General features: G+C 44.3%; 16 protein-coding genes. 7 read left to right on the top strand and 9 right to left on the bottom strand.

The window, feature by feature from the left end:
• Window positions 1-61 precede the first annotated feature (61 nt).
• Window positions 62-1405 (bottom strand): UDP-N-acetylmuramoyl-L-alanine--D-glutamate ligase, encoded by a 1344-nt coding sequence (gene murD, locus BLQ60_RS12050; protein WP_092620843.1) that lies wholly within the window; start codon window positions 1403-1405, stop codon window positions 62-64.
• 137 nt (window positions 1406-1542) lie between these two features.
• Window positions 1543-2034, bottom strand: a complete 492-nt coding sequence (locus tag BLQ60_RS12045; RefSeq protein WP_213030477.1) for an HPP family protein — start codon at window positions 2032-2034, stop codon at window positions 1543-1545.
• Between the two features lie 84 nt (window positions 2035-2118).
• On the opposite strand from BLQ60_RS12045, the gene BLQ60_RS12040 reads away from it, so the two are divergent.
• Window positions 2119-2643 carry a TetR/AcrR family transcriptional regulator gene (locus BLQ60_RS12040; RefSeq protein ID WP_171259107.1) on the top strand — a complete coding sequence of 175 codons (525 nt, stop codon included), beginning with the start codon at window positions 2119-2121 and terminating at the stop codon, window positions 2641-2643.
• 9 nt (window positions 2644-2652) lie between these two features.
• Here BLQ60_RS12040 and BLQ60_RS12035 read toward each other — a convergent pair whose 3' ends face one another.
• The gene (locus BLQ60_RS12035) at window positions 2653-3537 is read right to left on the bottom strand and encodes a LysR family transcriptional regulator (protein WP_092620837.1); all 885 of its coding nucleotides are present in this window, start codon (window positions 3535-3537) and stop codon (window positions 2653-2655) included.
• A 188-nt stretch (window positions 3538-3725) separates the two neighbouring features.
• Here BLQ60_RS12035 and BLQ60_RS12030 point away from each other — a divergent pair, with 188 nt between their 5' ends.
• On the top strand, window positions 3726-4820 hold the full coding sequence (locus tag BLQ60_RS12030; RefSeq protein WP_092620834.1) for an alpha/beta hydrolase: 1095 nt from the start codon (window positions 3726-3728) through the stop codon (window positions 4818-4820).
• Window positions 4821-4902: 82 nt separating this feature from the next.
• Here BLQ60_RS12030 and acs read toward each other — a convergent pair whose 3' ends face one another.
• Window positions 4903-6846: an acetate--CoA ligase gene (acs, locus tag BLQ60_RS12025; RefSeq protein WP_092620831.1), complete on the bottom strand. Its 1944-nt coding sequence runs from the start codon at window positions 6844-6846 to the stop codon at window positions 4903-4905.
• A 419-nt stretch (window positions 6847-7265) separates the two neighbouring features.
• On the bottom strand, window positions 7266-8627 hold the full coding sequence (gene mpl / locus BLQ60_RS12020; protein WP_092620828.1) for a UDP-N-acetylmuramate:L-alanyl-gamma-D-glutamyl-meso-diaminopimelate ligase: 1362 nt from the start codon (window positions 8625-8627) through the stop codon (window positions 7266-7268).
• Window positions 8628-8842: 215 nt separating this feature from the next.
• Here mpl and BLQ60_RS12015 point away from each other — a divergent pair, with 215 nt between their 5' ends.
• The 4 genes from BLQ60_RS12015 (at window position 8843) to BLQ60_RS12000 (ending at window position 11741) form a co-directional block, all read left to right on the top strand.
• Window positions 8843-9226 (top strand): lysozyme inhibitor LprI family protein, encoded by a 384-nt coding sequence (locus BLQ60_RS12015; RefSeq protein WP_092620825.1) that lies wholly within the window; start codon window positions 8843-8845, stop codon window positions 9224-9226.
• A 92-nt stretch (window positions 9227-9318) separates the two neighbouring features.
• Window positions 9319-9663 carry a DMT family protein gene (locus tag BLQ60_RS12010; protein ID WP_092620822.1) on the top strand — a complete coding sequence of 115 codons (345 nt, stop codon included), beginning with the start codon at window positions 9319-9321 and terminating at the stop codon, window positions 9661-9663.
• 56 nt (window positions 9664-9719) lie between these two features.
• Window positions 9720-11258 (top strand): DUF4139 domain-containing protein, encoded by a 1539-nt coding sequence (locus tag BLQ60_RS12005; protein ID WP_092620819.1) that lies wholly within the window; start codon window positions 9720-9722, stop codon window positions 11256-11258.
• Window positions 11259-11390: 132 nt separating this feature from the next.
• Window positions 11391-11741 (top strand): hypothetical protein, encoded by a 351-nt coding sequence (locus BLQ60_RS12000; RefSeq protein WP_092620816.1) that lies wholly within the window; start codon window positions 11391-11393, stop codon window positions 11739-11741.
• Between the two features lie 206 nt (window positions 11742-11947).
• Here the strand turns inward: BLQ60_RS12000 and BLQ60_RS11995 are convergent, their stop codons facing one another.
• Together BLQ60_RS11995 and BLQ60_RS11990 are read right to left on the bottom strand one after the other, a co-directional pair.
• On the bottom strand, window positions 11948-12658 hold the full coding sequence (locus tag BLQ60_RS11995) for an SIMPL domain-containing protein (RefSeq protein WP_092620813.1): 711 nt from the start codon (window positions 12656-12658) through the stop codon (window positions 11948-11950).
• Window positions 12659-12936: 278 nt separating this feature from the next.
• Complete coding sequence (locus BLQ60_RS11990) at window positions 12937-13380, bottom strand: universal stress protein (protein ID WP_092620810.1); 444 nt, start codon at window positions 13378-13380, stop codon at window positions 12937-12939.
• 274 nt (window positions 13381-13654) lie between these two features.
• On the opposite strand from BLQ60_RS11990, the gene BLQ60_RS11985 reads away from it, so the two are divergent.
• Window positions 13655-14623 (top strand): mechanosensitive ion channel family protein, encoded by a 969-nt coding sequence (locus BLQ60_RS11985; RefSeq protein ID WP_378235185.1) that lies wholly within the window; start codon window positions 13655-13657, stop codon window positions 14621-14623.
• Here the strand turns inward: BLQ60_RS11985 and BLQ60_RS11980 are convergent.
• Window positions 14609-15313 carry a 16S rRNA (uracil(1498)-N(3))-methyltransferase gene (locus BLQ60_RS11980; protein WP_092620807.1) on the bottom strand — a complete coding sequence of 235 codons (705 nt, stop codon included), beginning with the start codon at window positions 15311-15313 and terminating at the stop codon, window positions 14609-14611. The two genes, BLQ60_RS11985 and BLQ60_RS11980, sit on opposite strands and share 15 nt — an antisense overlap.
• Window positions 15310-16650: a 3-deoxy-D-manno-octulosonic acid transferase gene (locus BLQ60_RS11975; protein WP_092620804.1), complete on the bottom strand. Its 1341-nt coding sequence runs from the start codon at window positions 16648-16650 to the stop codon at window positions 15310-15312. The genes BLQ60_RS11980 and BLQ60_RS11975 overlap by 4 nt, the downstream gene beginning before the upstream one ends.
• Between the last annotated feature and the right edge of the window lie 4 nt (window positions 16651-16654).

Below are 16654 nucleotides of genomic sequence, written 5' to 3'. Positions count from 1 at the left end.
AGCGATGTTTTATTTCACTTGGTTATTTCACTTAGTTATTGCAATGCACTTGATGTCAATTTCACAGTTGTCCAACGCATTGTACAAATTGCTCACCACGATCATTATAGCTCTTGAACATATCAAAACTTGCACAGGCTGGCGAGAGCAATACCGCATCGCCCTGCTCGGCATGACTTTGCGCTTCTTTGACCGCAGCTTTTAAGCTCGTGGCAAAACTCACCTCAATACCCGACGCCAACGCACTGGCAATCTTATTAGCATCTTCCCCAATTAACACCACATGGCGAGCATATTGTGATAATGCATTGGATAATGGTTTGAAATCTTGCCCTTTACCCTGACCGCCAAGAATCGCCACGACTTTGGCTTGATTTGGCTGAAGTGCCTGACCTAAACCATTAATCGCCGCAAGTGTTGCGCCGACATTGGTGCCTTTGGAATCATTATAGTAGCGCACACCTTGCTTCTCATCGACATATTGGCAACGATGTTCCAAGCCTTTGAAATGTTTAATGGTGTCGAGCATCACTTCTAATGGCAAACCCACTGATTCTCCTAAAGCTAAACACGCCAAAGCATTCGCCACGTTGTGACTACCCTGCATATACATCTCACTGCTATCGAGCAAACGTGTCGTGCCTTTTGCCAAGAACATTTTACCCTGACTATCACGCAGTACGCCATATTGCTTGAGATCAGGCGCATTCAAACCAAAACTGAGAAATGGAATATTGTCCGCTACCAATGGACGAGTCAGTCCATCATCACGGTTAAAGACAAAGCTCTGACAACCTTGGAAAATGCGATGCTTCGCTGCATGGTAGCCGACCATATCGCCATGTCGATCCAAATGGTCTTCACTCATGTTCAGCACGACAGCGACAGTAGCACCGAGATGCGTAGTGGTTTCGAGCTGAAAACTGGATAATTCTAAAACGATCATTTCAGGATCATCTTGTAATAAATCCAAGGCAGGACAACCGAGATTGCCACCGACAGCAACTTTCTTCCCTGCATTTTTTGCCATCTCGCCGACCAATGTGGTCACGGTACTTTTGGCATTCGAACCTGTAATGGCAATGATCGGCACCTCGGTCGCACGACGTAAGAGCTGAATATCACTAACCACTGGAATGCCTTGTGCAATCGCCGCTTGAATCTCAGGAAGCTGTGGCGCAAGTCCAGGACTGAGAATAATTTCTTCTGCTTGTAAGAGTAACTCTTGATCTAGCACACCAAAACTTTGACGAATCTCGGCAGGAATCTGCTCAATGCCCGGCGGCGTCGGTCGTGAATCGGTCACAGCGACTTGATAGCCCTGCTGATGCAAATAATTCACTGCAGAAACTCCAGAGATTCCAAGTCCTGCGACTACTTTTAATCCGCCACGTTGTATCAGCATACCGCTTCCAAATTGTGAAAATTTAAACTGGCAAAATGGTAGCACTTTGTGACGTGGATTGCTGTGCTTAGCAACGGATTTAGGGCGTTTTTTTGTATATTCCTGCGTCGTCGCATATTAAATGCAATGATACAGAATCACCACCAATACACTGGATACTTTTTCTGTCCTGCCAAACGATGACAAAAATAAGTAATCAGCACAATCATCACCGAACCAATCAAAACAGGATGAATTAAGAACGACCAAGATGCATGTAGACTAAAAATTAACAATGGATTGGCACCTGCGGGTGGGTGCGTCACTCTCAGGATTTGCATCGCAATGATTCCAAGTGCCACAGCCAACGCCGTACTCCATAGCGCTTCCCCAAAACTGTGTAGCATCAACAAACCGATCAACGCCGTAATCACATGCCCACCGATAATGTGCCTTGGCTGTGCCAAAGGAGACTCTGGTAGTGCAAATGCCAGAACACAGGTCGCACCAAATGGCGCCATGATCCATAAGGTCTGATGGACTTGCGTGAGTGCGACTAATACAGCAATACAGGCAAAACTGCCTAAAAATGCCACCATAATCGCCTGCCATGGCGCTCGTGCTGGCGCAGCTGATGGTTTAATTCGCATGATTATTTCTCTACAATAAAGCGATATTGCAAAAGTATACCGATTGGTATACTTGTGTCAAGAAAATACTTGAATAGGTGCTTTGTGGACAAAAAACCATTATTTTTACAGCAGGCTTGGCAACTGTTTAATCGTGTCGGTTTTCATGCGACTAGCATCGAAGAATTACGTGAGCAATTGGGCATCACAAAAAAAACCTTATATCGCTATTTTGAAAGCAAAGAGCAACTGATTATTGAAGTACTTCAGTATCGTGATGATGTGTTTTTACAGCAGATGCAACAGGCGCTATCGACACATACGGGGCAGTCAGCCATCCTTGCTTATCTTGATTTTATTGAACATTGGGTACAACAGACTGATTTTTGTGGCTGTAGTTTTATCAATGCCAGTGCTGAATATAGTCAACATGAAAGTGAACAACATCAGATCGCCAAAACGCATAAAGCGCATGTCAAAGCATTGCTTGCCAAGCATGATATCGCCGAACCTCAGCTGACCCAAATTTTTCTCTTAGGGGAGGGTTTGATTGTACAAAATCAAGTATCAGGCTATCAGGCTCGAGATTTTGAGGTTGCACGGCAGATGATGGACGCATTGCGTAGTTAAGCATTGAAACTATAACTTTAAAGCATCAATCACCATTCTCAGTGCGGGTGTGACATTGCGGTGCGGATAATATAGAAAAGTCCCCTCAAAACGACAACTATAGACCTTCAATACCTGTATCAACTGCCCTTGATCAAGCGCATCAGCGACCAAATCTTTAGGCACATAAGCCAAACCCAAGCCGAGCTTTGCGGCAGCAGCTTCCATATAACTATCGGCAAAGACCCATTGCCCCACAGGATCATGGTAAACCGATTGATCATTAACAATAAATTCCCATTGGTAATTTTTGCCATCGGCAAACTGATAAGCGATACACGGATGATCTTGCAAATCTTGCGGTGTCTTAGGAAATCCATAGCGGCGAAAATGCGCTGGTGTAGCCACAGCCACCATTTCCATATCTTCCGTCAATCGAACGGCAATCATGTTGTCACTGACATCATCACCTAAGCGCACACCTGCATCGAATTGCTCAGTGATGATATCAACAAAACGATTTTCACTGATCAACACTAATTTGATCTCAGGATATTGCTGTTGAAATGCAGACAACCTCGGTAGCAAGACCTTGTCAATGGCGTGTTGACTGGCATTAATTCGAACCGTACCTGAGGGTGTATCCCGATAATCAGCCAGCATCGATAGACTCTGATCCAATGCTTGAAAGCTGTCGTGGGTAGTTCGATAAAGCTGTTCTCCTGCTTGCGTCAGTGACATCTTGCGGGTCGTCCGTGTGAATAACTGCACTCCCAAGTCTTTTTCTAAGGCTCGAATGGTTCGGCTGACACTAGACTGCGCCACATTGAGTTTGGTTGCTGCTTTGGTAAAACTGCCCTCACGTGCAACCAGCATAAAAGTATGCAAATCATTATAAGAATATCGACTGCTCATTTTTCACCGCATTGTAGGGACACTAGAATCATTGTAGCAAAAGCACTGGTATTTGAAATCAATTTATAACAAATACGCATGAATTTTATCTAAATTTACCCTCTAATCATTCATTATTGTTGTGATTATAATCTAACCACTTTAAAAAAATTCACATCGAACCCGTCATACTTTTTAGGAGTCATCTGATGAAATTAATTAAGCAACATCTTTTACCGCTCGCCACGTCAATTATTTTAGGTAGCGCAATCACAGGAGCCTCAACCATGAGTTTTGCAGAAAATCGTAATCCAAATACACCTGTCTCAATGATCAGTGAATGGGACAAAACTTTCCCGCAAAGCAACAAAGTGACACACCGCAAAGTCAGCTTTCAAAATCGCTATGGCATTACCTTAGTGGCGGATTTATACCTTCCCAAAGATCAAAGTAACACAAAATATGCAGCGATCGCCGTCAGTGGTCCTTTTGGCGCAGTCAAAGAACAATCCAGTGGTTTATACGCCCAAACCCTTGCAGAATACGGCTTTGTCACCTTAGCTTTTGATCCATCTTATACAGGTGAAAGTGGCGGTTATCCTCGCAATATGGCATCGCCTGAAATCAACACCGAAGATTTTTCAGCAGCGGTGGACTATTTGGGTTCGCTCGACAATGTCAATCGAGAAAAAATCGGCATTTTGGGCATTTGTGGCTGGGGCGGGTTTGCGCTCAACGCTGCGATTTCCGACACACGCATCAAAGCCGTGGCAACCAGTACGATGTACGATATGACGCGTGTGACAGCAAACGGCTACAATGATGTCAATGATGCCGAGGCACGTTACCAAATGAAAAAAACCATAAACGAGGCACGTTGGCAAGCCGCCAAAAATGGCTATGCTGATTTGCAGCCTGCCAACAATTTACGTAAAGAACTATTCACCGCCGAAACACCGCAATTCGTCAAAGAATATTCCGATTATTACACCACCAAACGGGGCTTTCATCCACGTGCAGTAAACTCGAATCCAGACGGTTCATGGGCAACTACCAGCAATTTGTCATTGATCAATATGCCGATCTTGCAATATGCATCGGAAAACCGTACACCTGCTTTGCTGATTCACGGTGCGAACGCCCATTCCCGCTATTTTAGCGAAGATGCCTACAAGGCGCTGGGCAACAAAGACAAAGAATTGTATATCGTACCGAACGCCACACATGTTGATTTGTATGACAACCAAGCTGGAAAAATTCCATTTGAAAAGTTGAATACGTTCTTCAAAGCTCATCTGAAATAGTCGAATGAAGTGTTAGATCTGCAAAAAAACCAGCTTGAAGATCAAGCTGGTTTTTATTTACTACCAATTTAAGTGTGAGCACTTACTTCTGCCCATGCACCGTAATGATCAATTGCTCAACCACTTGCGGTTCAGCCAACGTCGAGGTATCACCGATACTGTCTTGTTCATTGGCAACAATCTTACGCAAGATACGACGCATGATTTTCCCTGAACGGGTTTTTGGTAGTGCAGGCGCCCAGTGTAGCGCATCAGGACTCGCAACAGGCCCCATTACTTTGCGTACCCACTGGATCAGCTCTTTACGTAGTTCTTCGCTCTCATCGACACCCGCTTGTAAGGTCACGAATGTACAGATGCCTTGCCCTTTGATCTCGTGAGGCATACCGACTACTGCAGCTTCAGCAACTGCTTCATGCAATACCAAAGCACTTTCGATCTCTGCTGTACCCAGACGATGACCTGACACATTCAATACATCATCGACCCGTCCAGTGATCCAGTAGTAACCATCTTCATCACGGCGTGCGCCATCACCTGTGAAATAATTGCCTGGGAAAGTGGAGAAATAGGCTTCGAGGAACCGCTCATGATCACCCCAAATATCACGCATCTGACCTGGCCATGAGTCTTGAATAACGAGATTTCCCTCAGCTGCACCTTCGATCACTTGACCTTCAGCATCAACCAACGCAGGTTTTACCCCGAAGAATGGCTTGGTCGCAGAACCTGGTTTCAGGTCAATCGCACCTGGTAATGGCGCAATCATCATCCCGCCTGTCTCAGTCTGCCACCAAGTATCGACGATCGGACAACGCCCTTCACCGACCACATCATTGTACCAGCTCCATGCTTCAGGATTGATCGGTTCACCGACCGAACCCAAAATCCGTAAGCTGCTACGATTACTTTCACGTACATAGGCATCGCCTTCACGCATCATGGCACGAATCGCTGTTGGTGCAGTGTAGAGAATCGAGACTTTATGTTTGTCAACCACGTGCCCAAGACGTGCCCACGATGGATATTGTGGTACACCTTCAAACATTAGTGTGGTTGTCCCATTGGCAAGCGGGCCGTAAATTAAGTATGAATGTCCTGTAATCCAGCCAATGTCTGCGGTGCACCAATACACATCGTCTTGCTTGACATCGAAAACCTCTTTAAAGGTACTGGTGGCATAGACCAAATAGCCACCTGTGGTATGCAATACGCCTTTTGGTTTACCTGTCGAGCCTGAGGTATAGAGAATGAATAATGGATCTTCCGCTTTCATTGGCTCAGGTGGACAGTCGGCACTGACTTCCATGATTTCAAGGTGATACCACAGGTCACGCCCTTCTTTCATCTCGATCGGACTGGCATTGCGATAGACCACGATGACATTATCAACACATTCTGTGCCTGCTTTTTCGAGCGCTGCATCGACATTTTCTTTCAGTGGTAACTGCTTACCACCACGAAGGCTCGAGTCGGCAGTAATCACCAATTTTGCTTGGGAATCTTCAATACGACTCGCCAAAGAATCAGGCGAGAAGCCACCAAAGACCACACAATGCACCGCACCAATCCGTGCGCAGGCGAGCATAGCAACCGCTGCTTCTGTCACCATCGGCATATACAGCACCACACGGTCGCCTTTGCCAACGCCACGCTTTTTCAAGACATTGGCAAAACGGCAGACTTCATCGTGCAATTCTTTAAACGAAACGATCTTATGACGGGATGGATGGTCACCTTCCCAAATGATCGCAGGTTTGTGTGGATGTTCTTTGAGATGACGGTCAAGACAGTTGGCAGCGACATTTAGCTCGCCATCTGCAAACCATTCAATTTTAAAGTTTTCTCGGTCAAAATTGGTATCTTTGACTTTGGTAAAGGGTTTAATCCAGTCGATGATTTGTGCCTGCTCCGCCCAAAATGCGTCTGGATCATCAATCGATTGTTGATAGCGCTTTTCATATTCTGCGAGGTTGGTGCGAGCCGTAGCGGCGAATTGTTCTGGTACTGGATAAAGTTCATTCATTTGGCTTTTTCCCTTAGCTTCCTAATGTCCGAAATTCTGAGGATTTGTTTACACGATTGGGAGCAATGCAAACCACTCAATAGGCATCATATTGATGTTTATTCTGAAACTCAGTAAAGCGTGCTTTAAAACAAGGGACAATCATGCTTTGGTCTACATTGTAAAATTATGCTGATTTTAAAATTCAAAAAACAGATATAACCAATTGAAATAATTTTATTTTTTAAACAAAGTTGAGGCTTTTATTGGGATTTTTCGACACGACCAAAGTCTAAAGGAAAATACGCTATCATCTTGAATTATATTTCAAAACTTTTCAAAATCTTGGTGTAATAAAGGTGCAATAAAAAAGCTAAGGACAGGATTCTGCCTTAGCTTGATGCTGATTTTTTAGAACGGCGAATGAAAAAATTAAAAACTTAAGCCTTCAACGCCGCAAGCAATTTTTGATGCAATCCACCAAAGCCACCATTGGACATGATCACCACTGCATCGCCTGATTGTGCTTCATTTTTTACACGTGAAATGATTTGATCCAGCGATTGACTGACTTGTGCTGAGTTAGTTGAGGCTTCAACCACAGGCTGTAAATCCCAATCCAAACCTTCGGGTTGATACCAAATCACTTCATCAGCAACACGTGCCGAATGCGCAAGTCCTGCTTTGTGACTACCCATCCGCATGGTGTTCGAGCGTGGTTCAATGATCGCCCACAGACGGCGTTCGCCCAGTCGCTTACGTGCACCATCTAGCGTGGTTTCAATCGCAGTTGGATGATGGGCAAAGTCATCATAGACCTCAATACCATTGATAGTATCGAGTAGCTCCATTCGACGCTTCACCCCACCGAAGTTAGATAAGGCATCACAGGCTTGTTGAATGCTCACCCCGACATGCTCCGCTGCGGCAATGGTTGCCAATGCATTGGCGACACTATGTTGACCTGTCATCGTCCATTGCACTTCGCCTTTCTCTATGCCGAAATGCAATACTTTAAAATGGCTACCATCTTCAGAGATCAATTCTGCTGAGAGCTCCACTTGATCGTTGACCGCAAAACCTGTGCGTGTCACAGGTGTCCAACAACCCATGTCTAATACTTCATCAATATGCGTTTCGGTAATCGGTGCAATGATGCGACCTGTACTTGGAATGGTGCGCACCAGATGATGAAATTGCTTTTGAATCGCTGCCAAATCATCAAAAATATCAGCGTGGTCAAATTCAAGGTTATTCAAAATCGCTGTGCGTGGATGATAATGTACAAACTTCGAGCGCTTATCGAAGAATGCAGAATCATATTCATCCGCTTCCACCACAAAATATTTACCACCCAAACGTGCGCTTTCGCTAAAACCGAGCGGAACACCGCCAATCAGAAAACCTGGATTGAGCCCTGCTTGATCGAGTACCCACGCCAGCATAGTGGTGGTGGTGGTTTTGCCATGAGTCCCTGCGACACCAAGCACGTGCTTATCTTTGAGCACATGATCTGCCAAGAACTGCGGCCCTGAAGTATAAGCCAGCCCTTCATCGAGCAGATATTCCACCGCATCAATGCCACGCTTCATGGCATTGCCGACGATCACCAGATCAGGATGTGGCTGGAGATGGCTGCGATCATAACCTTGCATCAAGGTAATGCCTGCATTTTCAAGCTGGGTCGACATTGGCGGATAAACATTTTGGTCACTGCCTGTCACTGTATGCCCAAGCTCACGAGCAAGTAATGCCAATGAACCCATAAATGTGCCACAAATACCCAAAATATGCAGATGCATCCGTCTTACTCTCTCTTGCGCTATGTCTTTCTATCAGCGACTTTGATGGCGCTGAGGATTTGAATGAGGCTAGCAAGATAACAAGGCTGAGATTGAAAAGATAGTGCTTTTTGTCCCTGATGTAGATACACAACAGCTACTTTTCATAGATTATATTTTGCTAAGATTTACCTGAATAAAGAATAAATGGCGCGTAAAATAACATGGAGAAAATCATGAAACGTGGAAAATACTTCGGAAAACTCTGCTTCATTGCTTTGGCATTCAGCCCTGCACTGGCTTTTGCCGATAATTGTGAAAATGCCCGCAATGGCTTTGACGATATTTATTGTGTCAATAAAGTCTATGCCAGCGCAGATAACGATCTCAACAAAAACTATCAAGCACTGCGTAAATACCTCACCAGCACGCAAAAAAGTATTTTAAAATCAGCGCAAATCAACTGGATTCATGAGCGTGATGAGCAGTGTATGACCAGTGATAGCTCGGTCGATGTGCAATGTCGTCTTGAGAAAACCCAAGAGCGCAATCATTGGCTGATCGAACGCATTCGTGAATGTAAAACCGTCGGCTGTAAGACCGATGAGCTACGCAATTAATCACCCATAAAATCGTGCTGTACACAGGACATCACATACAGACTTTTAGGCGATATACTAGGCATTCTTGATTGCGCTAGAGCGGTTGCCAGATGTCCTTTGCATTTATCCTACTGATTATTTCCAACTGCTTTATGACCTTGGCGTGGTATGGTCATTTAAAATTTCTACATGATGCGCCGTTATGGCAAGCAGTGTTATTCGGCTGGGCAATTGCACTGTTAGAATACAGTTTTATGATTCCTGCCACACGGCTCTTGGATGCACAAGGTTGGTCACTCGGACAGATGAAAATCACTCAAGAAGTGATGACTTTAATGGTCTTTGTGCCGTTTATGATTTATCTGTTTAAACAACCCTTTAAGCTGGATTATCTGTGGGCGGGTTGCTGTCTTTTGGGTTGTGTGTATTTTGTATTCCGCAGTCAAAATGCATAGTGTCATTTTAATTTTTTTGATTTAATTATTTAAACATCATAATAAATGAGGACATCATGAAATATTCCATATTGAGCCTATGTGTTTTGGGGTGTTTGGCACAGCAAAGTTGGGCATTGGGTTTGAAGGATTCACCCATCCAGCATGTCACTGTCTATCCAAATGGCGCTTTGGTTGAGCGTAGCATTCCTGTTCGTGCGGGCGAACGCTTGATTGAATTAGACGGCCTACCCGCCAACTTCGATGTTTCTGCCATCAAAGTACAAGGGCAGAATGTCGACGTCACCGCCGTCACCAGCGTCGATAGCGCACTAGACAAACCTGCTGGTCGTGAATCTACCGCACTTAAAAATGAAATCAAACAACTCGAAGCCGACATTGCCAAAGTCAATGCGAGAATACAAGCTGCTGAATTACAAAATAAATTTTTAGGAAATATCACCCAAGGCAGCGCCACCACCGTCCGTCAGCAAGCCTACGATGCCTATCTCACCATTTCCACCGCCAGCCAAGAGAAAAAGCAACTCGAGCAACGCTTAGCAGAGCTGAATCAGGATCTCAACCAAATCGGCGACCATCGTTTTAATCAACGTACGCTACAGCTCCATGTCAATGCGCCATCCTCAGGGGCGATTCAGATCGGCTATCTTGTGCCTTATGCGACATGGCGCCCAAGCTATAAAGCGGAGCTGAACAGTGCCACACAACAAGTCACGTTAACTCGCATGGCGATGATCGCACAAAAAACAGGTGAAGACTGGGACAATGTGCAACTGACACTTTCGACTTCTAGCCCGCAAGGGAATATTGAACAAGTACAACCCAATCCGTGGTGGGTGAATTATTATGAACGGCGTGATGAACCGATGTATGCGCCAGAACCTGTGGCGATAGAAGCAGCGTCAGTAGCAGACAGCGCAGGGGTTGAAATGCGCAAGGCTCAAGCACCATCTTTTCCGCAGTTCGAGCAAGTACAACAGACTTATAGCACGCAATTTACCACCACCACACGGGCATCCATTCCAAGCAGTAAACAGCAAATTTCATTGCCACGGGATCAACAATCCTATGCTGCCAAACTCAGTACATGGGTGATTCCACAGCAACGCCAAGCAGCGTATCTCACGGCTGAGATTCCACGGGTGACAGGTGATTGGCCAAGTGGTGAGGTGAAAATCTATCGGGATGGCGACTATATTGGACACCGCCAATGGCAAAACCCAACGGCGGATCAAATGCATTTTAACTTTGGTGAAGATGAACAAGTCTTGGTCAAAGTGCTTAATGATGAACGCAATCAAGATCAAACCGGTGGCTTTAGTAAAAGTGTGGTTGAAGTCTTGACCAAGCAATATCAGATTCAAAATCTACATCAGCAAGCGATCGATCTATTGGTGTTTGAAAGCGTACCAAAAAGTCAAAATGATGCGCTCAAAGTCTCGCATCAGTTTAGTGAAAATCCAGTCGCGACCCAGTGGCAAGGACAAGACAATATTTACCAATGGCGCCCACAACTGGCACCGAATCAAACATGGCAACTCAATATTCAATATCAATTTAAATATCCAAAAGATGGCTATGCCACAGGATTCTAAGCTGAGCATTTGAGTAAATGCCATCGCTCGTCTTGCGCTGTAAACTTAAACGGTAAAACCGTAAATTTACTTGCGTCAAGGCGAGATTTTTCGCATAGTAATAGGTTATATGCTCGTAAAAAGGATCGTGAAATGCCCTATTATCATGTCGTCATCGAAGCTCGTGAAAACCTCGGCAAAAATGATGAAGAACGAGATATTTGTATTTTCGATATTACCGATATTCAATCGATCATCCCGAGCATTATTCGTCCCTATTTGATTCAAGATCATCTACTGGTCGATGAGGAAGAAATCGCCTTTGAAGATATTGATTTGTTTGCCATCAAACAAACCATTTTACCGATCGAACACCTGATCGAAGAAGAACAAAAATTGTTGCCATCCAATACCGATGTGACCATCACGGCTTATGAGATTTTTAACGACCGTGATTTGTGCCAAGATGTCACCCAAGTGATTTTAGATGTGCTTGATCAATAATCTGATCATTCGCAGGAAAAATTTCGTATCAAAAACAAAAGAAGCTGTCTCAAAATCCAATTTTCAACCCCACCTAACCTCCCCTTAAAAAGGGGAGGAATTTTAACCATTTGATTTTATTGAGTGGTCTTCCCCCTGTTAAGGGGGAATTAAAGGGGGTTTTATAGTTTTGAGACACTTCTTTTATACTGAGGTGCTCAAATCAATTATTTCAATTGAATGCTACCATTCGCCACCACAGTAATATCACTATTGCCTGCTTCGACACTTTGGCTTTCTACACTCGCCGATTTAAATGATGCACCACGAGCTGCCGCATAGATCGGCATTGGTCGATTGGCACTGGCATTGAGTTGCAAATTGACCAGCTCATAATTCGATGCGCCCCACGGTGCGAGCAGTAATTTGGCACGCTGTTGGAAGGCTTTTGATGCCTCGATATACAGCTCGCTTTCGACTTGATTGCGCTGTTCATCTGACACGTCAAAAGTGACATTACCGAGCTGCATATTTTCTTGCAACTTAGCGATTAAGTCACTGGTTTGTTTAAAGTCTTTACTGTTTAACACGACTTCGGCACGCCCACGCCAATTGACCAATTTCTGCTGATCGTTATATACAGGATAAGTATTTTGACCACCTGTTTTGATCTCCACTTTTGGATAGCTTTTTGCCGTGTTCATGGCTTGATTGACAATGCGATTAATTTTATCTGCTAACGTCGCCGCATCTTTTTCATTGAGTTCGGTGTACAAGGTGGCTTGCATTTCATCATTGGCGACCGAGCGTGTCGCTTCCGCCTGAAGATTGATAATGCGATGCTCAGGCTGATCCGCCAAAGCGCTTTGCGTCAATAACACAGCGCACAACCCTGCGCTAAGTGTGGCAATTTTTTTTGCAAAAGAGATATTTAACATGATTTATTTCTCGATCTGATGTTGTGTTGATCACGGGAAAATCATGCCCTCACAGCTGAGAATCTGCCAGTGAGATTTTGTTAATAAAGTCAAAACAATGAATAAAATAAGAAGCACCTTCCCCCCAAAGCCACCAACTCAGGGAGTGACTTTGGAGAAATCCTTTAAAGCGCAGATATCGACATCTGTTTTACAGCGTCTGATTGACCGTATCAGACTGCGCTGACACTCTCTGTGTGAATAGTTTCTATGCGAGTAGTCTTCTGTGTGAGATCGATTTATTCTCGCACGACCAGCACTGGGGTATGTATCTCACCCAATACGCTTTGCGCCACACTGCCGAGCATCATTTTTTTCAGTCCTTTGCGACCATGTGATCCGATCACCACCAAATCAGCGTTGAGATCGGCTGCCGCTTGCACGATTTCTTCGTGGATAATCTGCCCTTCAATGATTTTTTGATCCGCTTGGATATCGAACTCAGCAAAAGATTGTAGTGCTTTCGCCAGAATACGCTGCGCATTGTCTCGAGCTTGGGTCAGGTATTGCTCAGAGATTTCGGCGGCATTAAAGAACTCAATACCCACAAAAGGATCGACAGAAATAACGCAGAGCAAAGTGACTTTACTGTCAAAGGCTTTTGCCAGTTGTGCCGCCTGTTTAATCGCAGAAAGCGCTGTGTCTGAACCATCGACAGGCACTACGATATGCTGATAACTCATGACCTTCTCCTTTTCTTTATATGCTCAACTTATTATAACGCTGTCAGCAATGCGTGCGTGTACATAATCTGTCTATGCTGAACGTCTCATTTTCTAAGCGCCCCTTTAGATTGAATTTCATTAAATTTGTTTCACGTGGAACTTTCTATTTTGTGTCATTGTTGAAAAAATCACCCTAAAAATATGAAGACAATCTATAGAAAGATAAACATTTCATTTACTGAAAAACCATGTGAATTCAGGCAAAATCTTTTTATTTTTTCTGGAACGTGTTGTGAGTAACGAATCTACAGCCTCGGAAACAGCCAAACAGGCTGGCAATGTCTTGCTTGAGGCAGGGCAAAAAACCACTGCCAAAGTCATTGAAGAATCACAAAAGTATAGCGATGCCTATGTGATGATGAATAAGTTTGTCAGTGCTTTTTGGGAGCGTGTCCCGTATATCATCATCGGCTTAGTTGTCTTTTTGATCTTTATGCTACTGGTCAGAGTCTTTAAATACTTTGTCAAAAAAGCCCTGATGAAGCGTTCACACACTCGCCAAAATTTGGTTTTGGTGCTCAATCGCGTCGGTAGCGTGGTGATTATGTCGCTTGGTTTTTTAATCGCCTTGGTGATTATTATTCCAGGTTTTTCACCAGGTCAATTGGTCAGTGCGCTCGGTATTGGTTCGGTGGCGATCGGTTTTGCCTTCAAAGATATTTTCCAAAACTTATTGTCAGGGATTCTGATTTTAATTGGCGAACCATTCCGTATTGGCGATGACATTATCGTCGAAGGTTTGGAAGGTACAGTTGAAGATATTCAGATTCGTGCGACCTTCTTACGCTCGTATGATGGACGTCGTTTGGTGATTCCAAATGCCACGGTTTATACCAGCCCAATCACAGTCAATACGGCTTATAATCGTCGCCGCTGTGAATTTGTTGTGGGTATTGGTTATGATGATGATATTGATAAAGCAAAAACCATTATCAACCGTATCTTGGACAACAATGCCAATGTACTTGGTAATCCTGCACACACGGTCACTGTGACTGCATTGGCGGACTTCTCTGTAAACCTCACCGTGCGTTGGTGGATTGACCTGAAAGAAACCAATATCTTGGCGTCTGCCAGTGAGATTCAAGCGGAAGTGAAACAAGCCTTCAACCAAGAAGGTGTGAATATTCCGTATCCAATTCAAGAGATGAAAATGTCGGCACCGCAAGCGATCGCAGCGCCAACATCAAGCGCAGAATAATCGCCCAAGAATATTCGACACTGCGGTTTCAGTGCGTAAAATACGGTTGCCAACATGATGAATGTGGCAGCCGTTTTCTTTGAGCAATGCAATCTCATAGGGAATGAATCCGCCTTCTGGACCAATCATCAATTGGCACGGTTGATTGAAATTGATCGGCATCGCATCCGTTGTATATGGATGCGCTACAAAGGTTGGTTGGCTGTGATTCCACACCGATAAACGATCTTCGACAAAGGGCTTAAAGCGTTTTTCTAAGAAAATTGTTGGTGCAATCACGTCCCCTGCTTGTTCCAATCCAAGCTGAATATAATGATCCAACTGCTCCAAAAAAGGCGTTTGCCAATAGCTTTTATCAACACGATAGCTATGTAGCAAGACGATTTTCTCTACACCCAAAGTCACACTATCCATGATCAAGCGTCGCAGCACTTTCGGGCGAGGCAATGCCAAAATCAAGGTCACAGGTAATTTATTAGGAATGGCTTGTTGTTCGACTGGTGTCACAATAATTTGATTAGATTGAATTTCAACCACTTCAGCAAGATAACGTGCTTGATTGAGCACACCGACTTTGATCTGATCACCAATTTTAATATCTACATGTTGCTTTAAATGGCTAACTTGCCGTGCATCATTGATTTGCCAAATCGTTGAATCCGTTTGTTCGGGCAATAAGACTAAATTCATAATGCCGACTCAGACATAGTGCTTTCAGCTTTTCGATTTTCTACTTTTATATAACGATCAATCAAAGTAATGTGTCGTTCAACAGCGCCTTGATTGGCGTGTAAAATCTGTTGTGCTCGATCAACCTGTTGCTGACGGCGTGACGGATCATTAATTAAATCCATCATGTGCGCTACAGCGTGATTGGCGTCTGATGCAACCAACACTGCATCATGACTGACAAATTCATCGACGATTGTTTGGAAATTAAAATAATTTTTACCCAGTACGGTTGCCACATCGGTTGCGATCGGCTCAAGAATATTATGCCCACCACCGGGTTCATTCAGCGAACCACCGACATAGGCGACCTGCGCCAATGCAAACCACAACCACATCTCCCCCATCGAATCTGCCAAATAGACTTGAGTCGATGCATCAATGGCTTGATCTAAACTGCGTCGTTGTACGCTCAAATCAAGGCTTTTGATCTCATTAAAAACTTCTTGAAAACGCTCAGGATGACGTGGCACTACGATACATAAAAGTTGCGGATTCTGCTGCAAATGTGGTTTTAATGCGTTGAGCAATTGCGCTTCTTCAGGCGCATGGGTACTGGCAAGCACGATGATGTGTCGATCATATAATGACCAGTCTTGTTTGAATTGTTCCGCTTGCTGGAGAAACTGCTCAGGCATGCTCATATCAAATTTGACATTGCCCAATACCTCGACTTGCTTGTTAGATTTTCCCAAATCGACAAAGCGTTGTTTGCTCGCTTGATCTTGCGCCGCAATAAAATCTAATTGTTGCAACATCGGTGATGTTAAACGCTTAAACTTGGCATAACCTTTGGCTGATTTTTCCGATAAGCGTGCATTTAATAACAGCTGGGGAATCTGTCGTTGATGCACGCACGCCAAAAGATTTGGCCACAGTTCGGTTTCCATTAACAACAAAATCTGTGGCTGATAGTGTGAGATAAACTGTTCAATCAAATCACGTTGATCCACTGGTAAAAATACCGCTTGGAATAACTCAGGATAGTGTTCTAAAAATAAAGACTTGGCACGAGCCTGCCCCGTCCGAGTAGTATTGGTGACCAGTACCGCCTGACCGAGCTTGAGATAATGCGCAATTAAGGGCTGTGCCGCATTGGTTTCACCGACCGATACCGCATGAAACCAAATCACGTTTTGATTCTTCGCTGTTTGAAATCCGCCAAAACGCTCCCGCACCTCATCCTGATAATCCGCCAAATGCCCAGAACGTTTTTTCACCCGAGAGCGATACAGTGGCTTGATACAACTTAAAAGCAAGTTATACCAAAATGGAGGGAATTGAGTCTGTTCAGTCATCGGC

The sequence above is a fragment of the Acinetobacter marinus genome (assembly GCF_900096915.1).
GTDB lineage: Bacteria > Pseudomonadota > Gammaproteobacteria > Pseudomonadales > Moraxellaceae > Acinetobacter > Acinetobacter marinus.
This window is presented reverse-complemented; position numbering and strand designations above follow the sequence as displayed.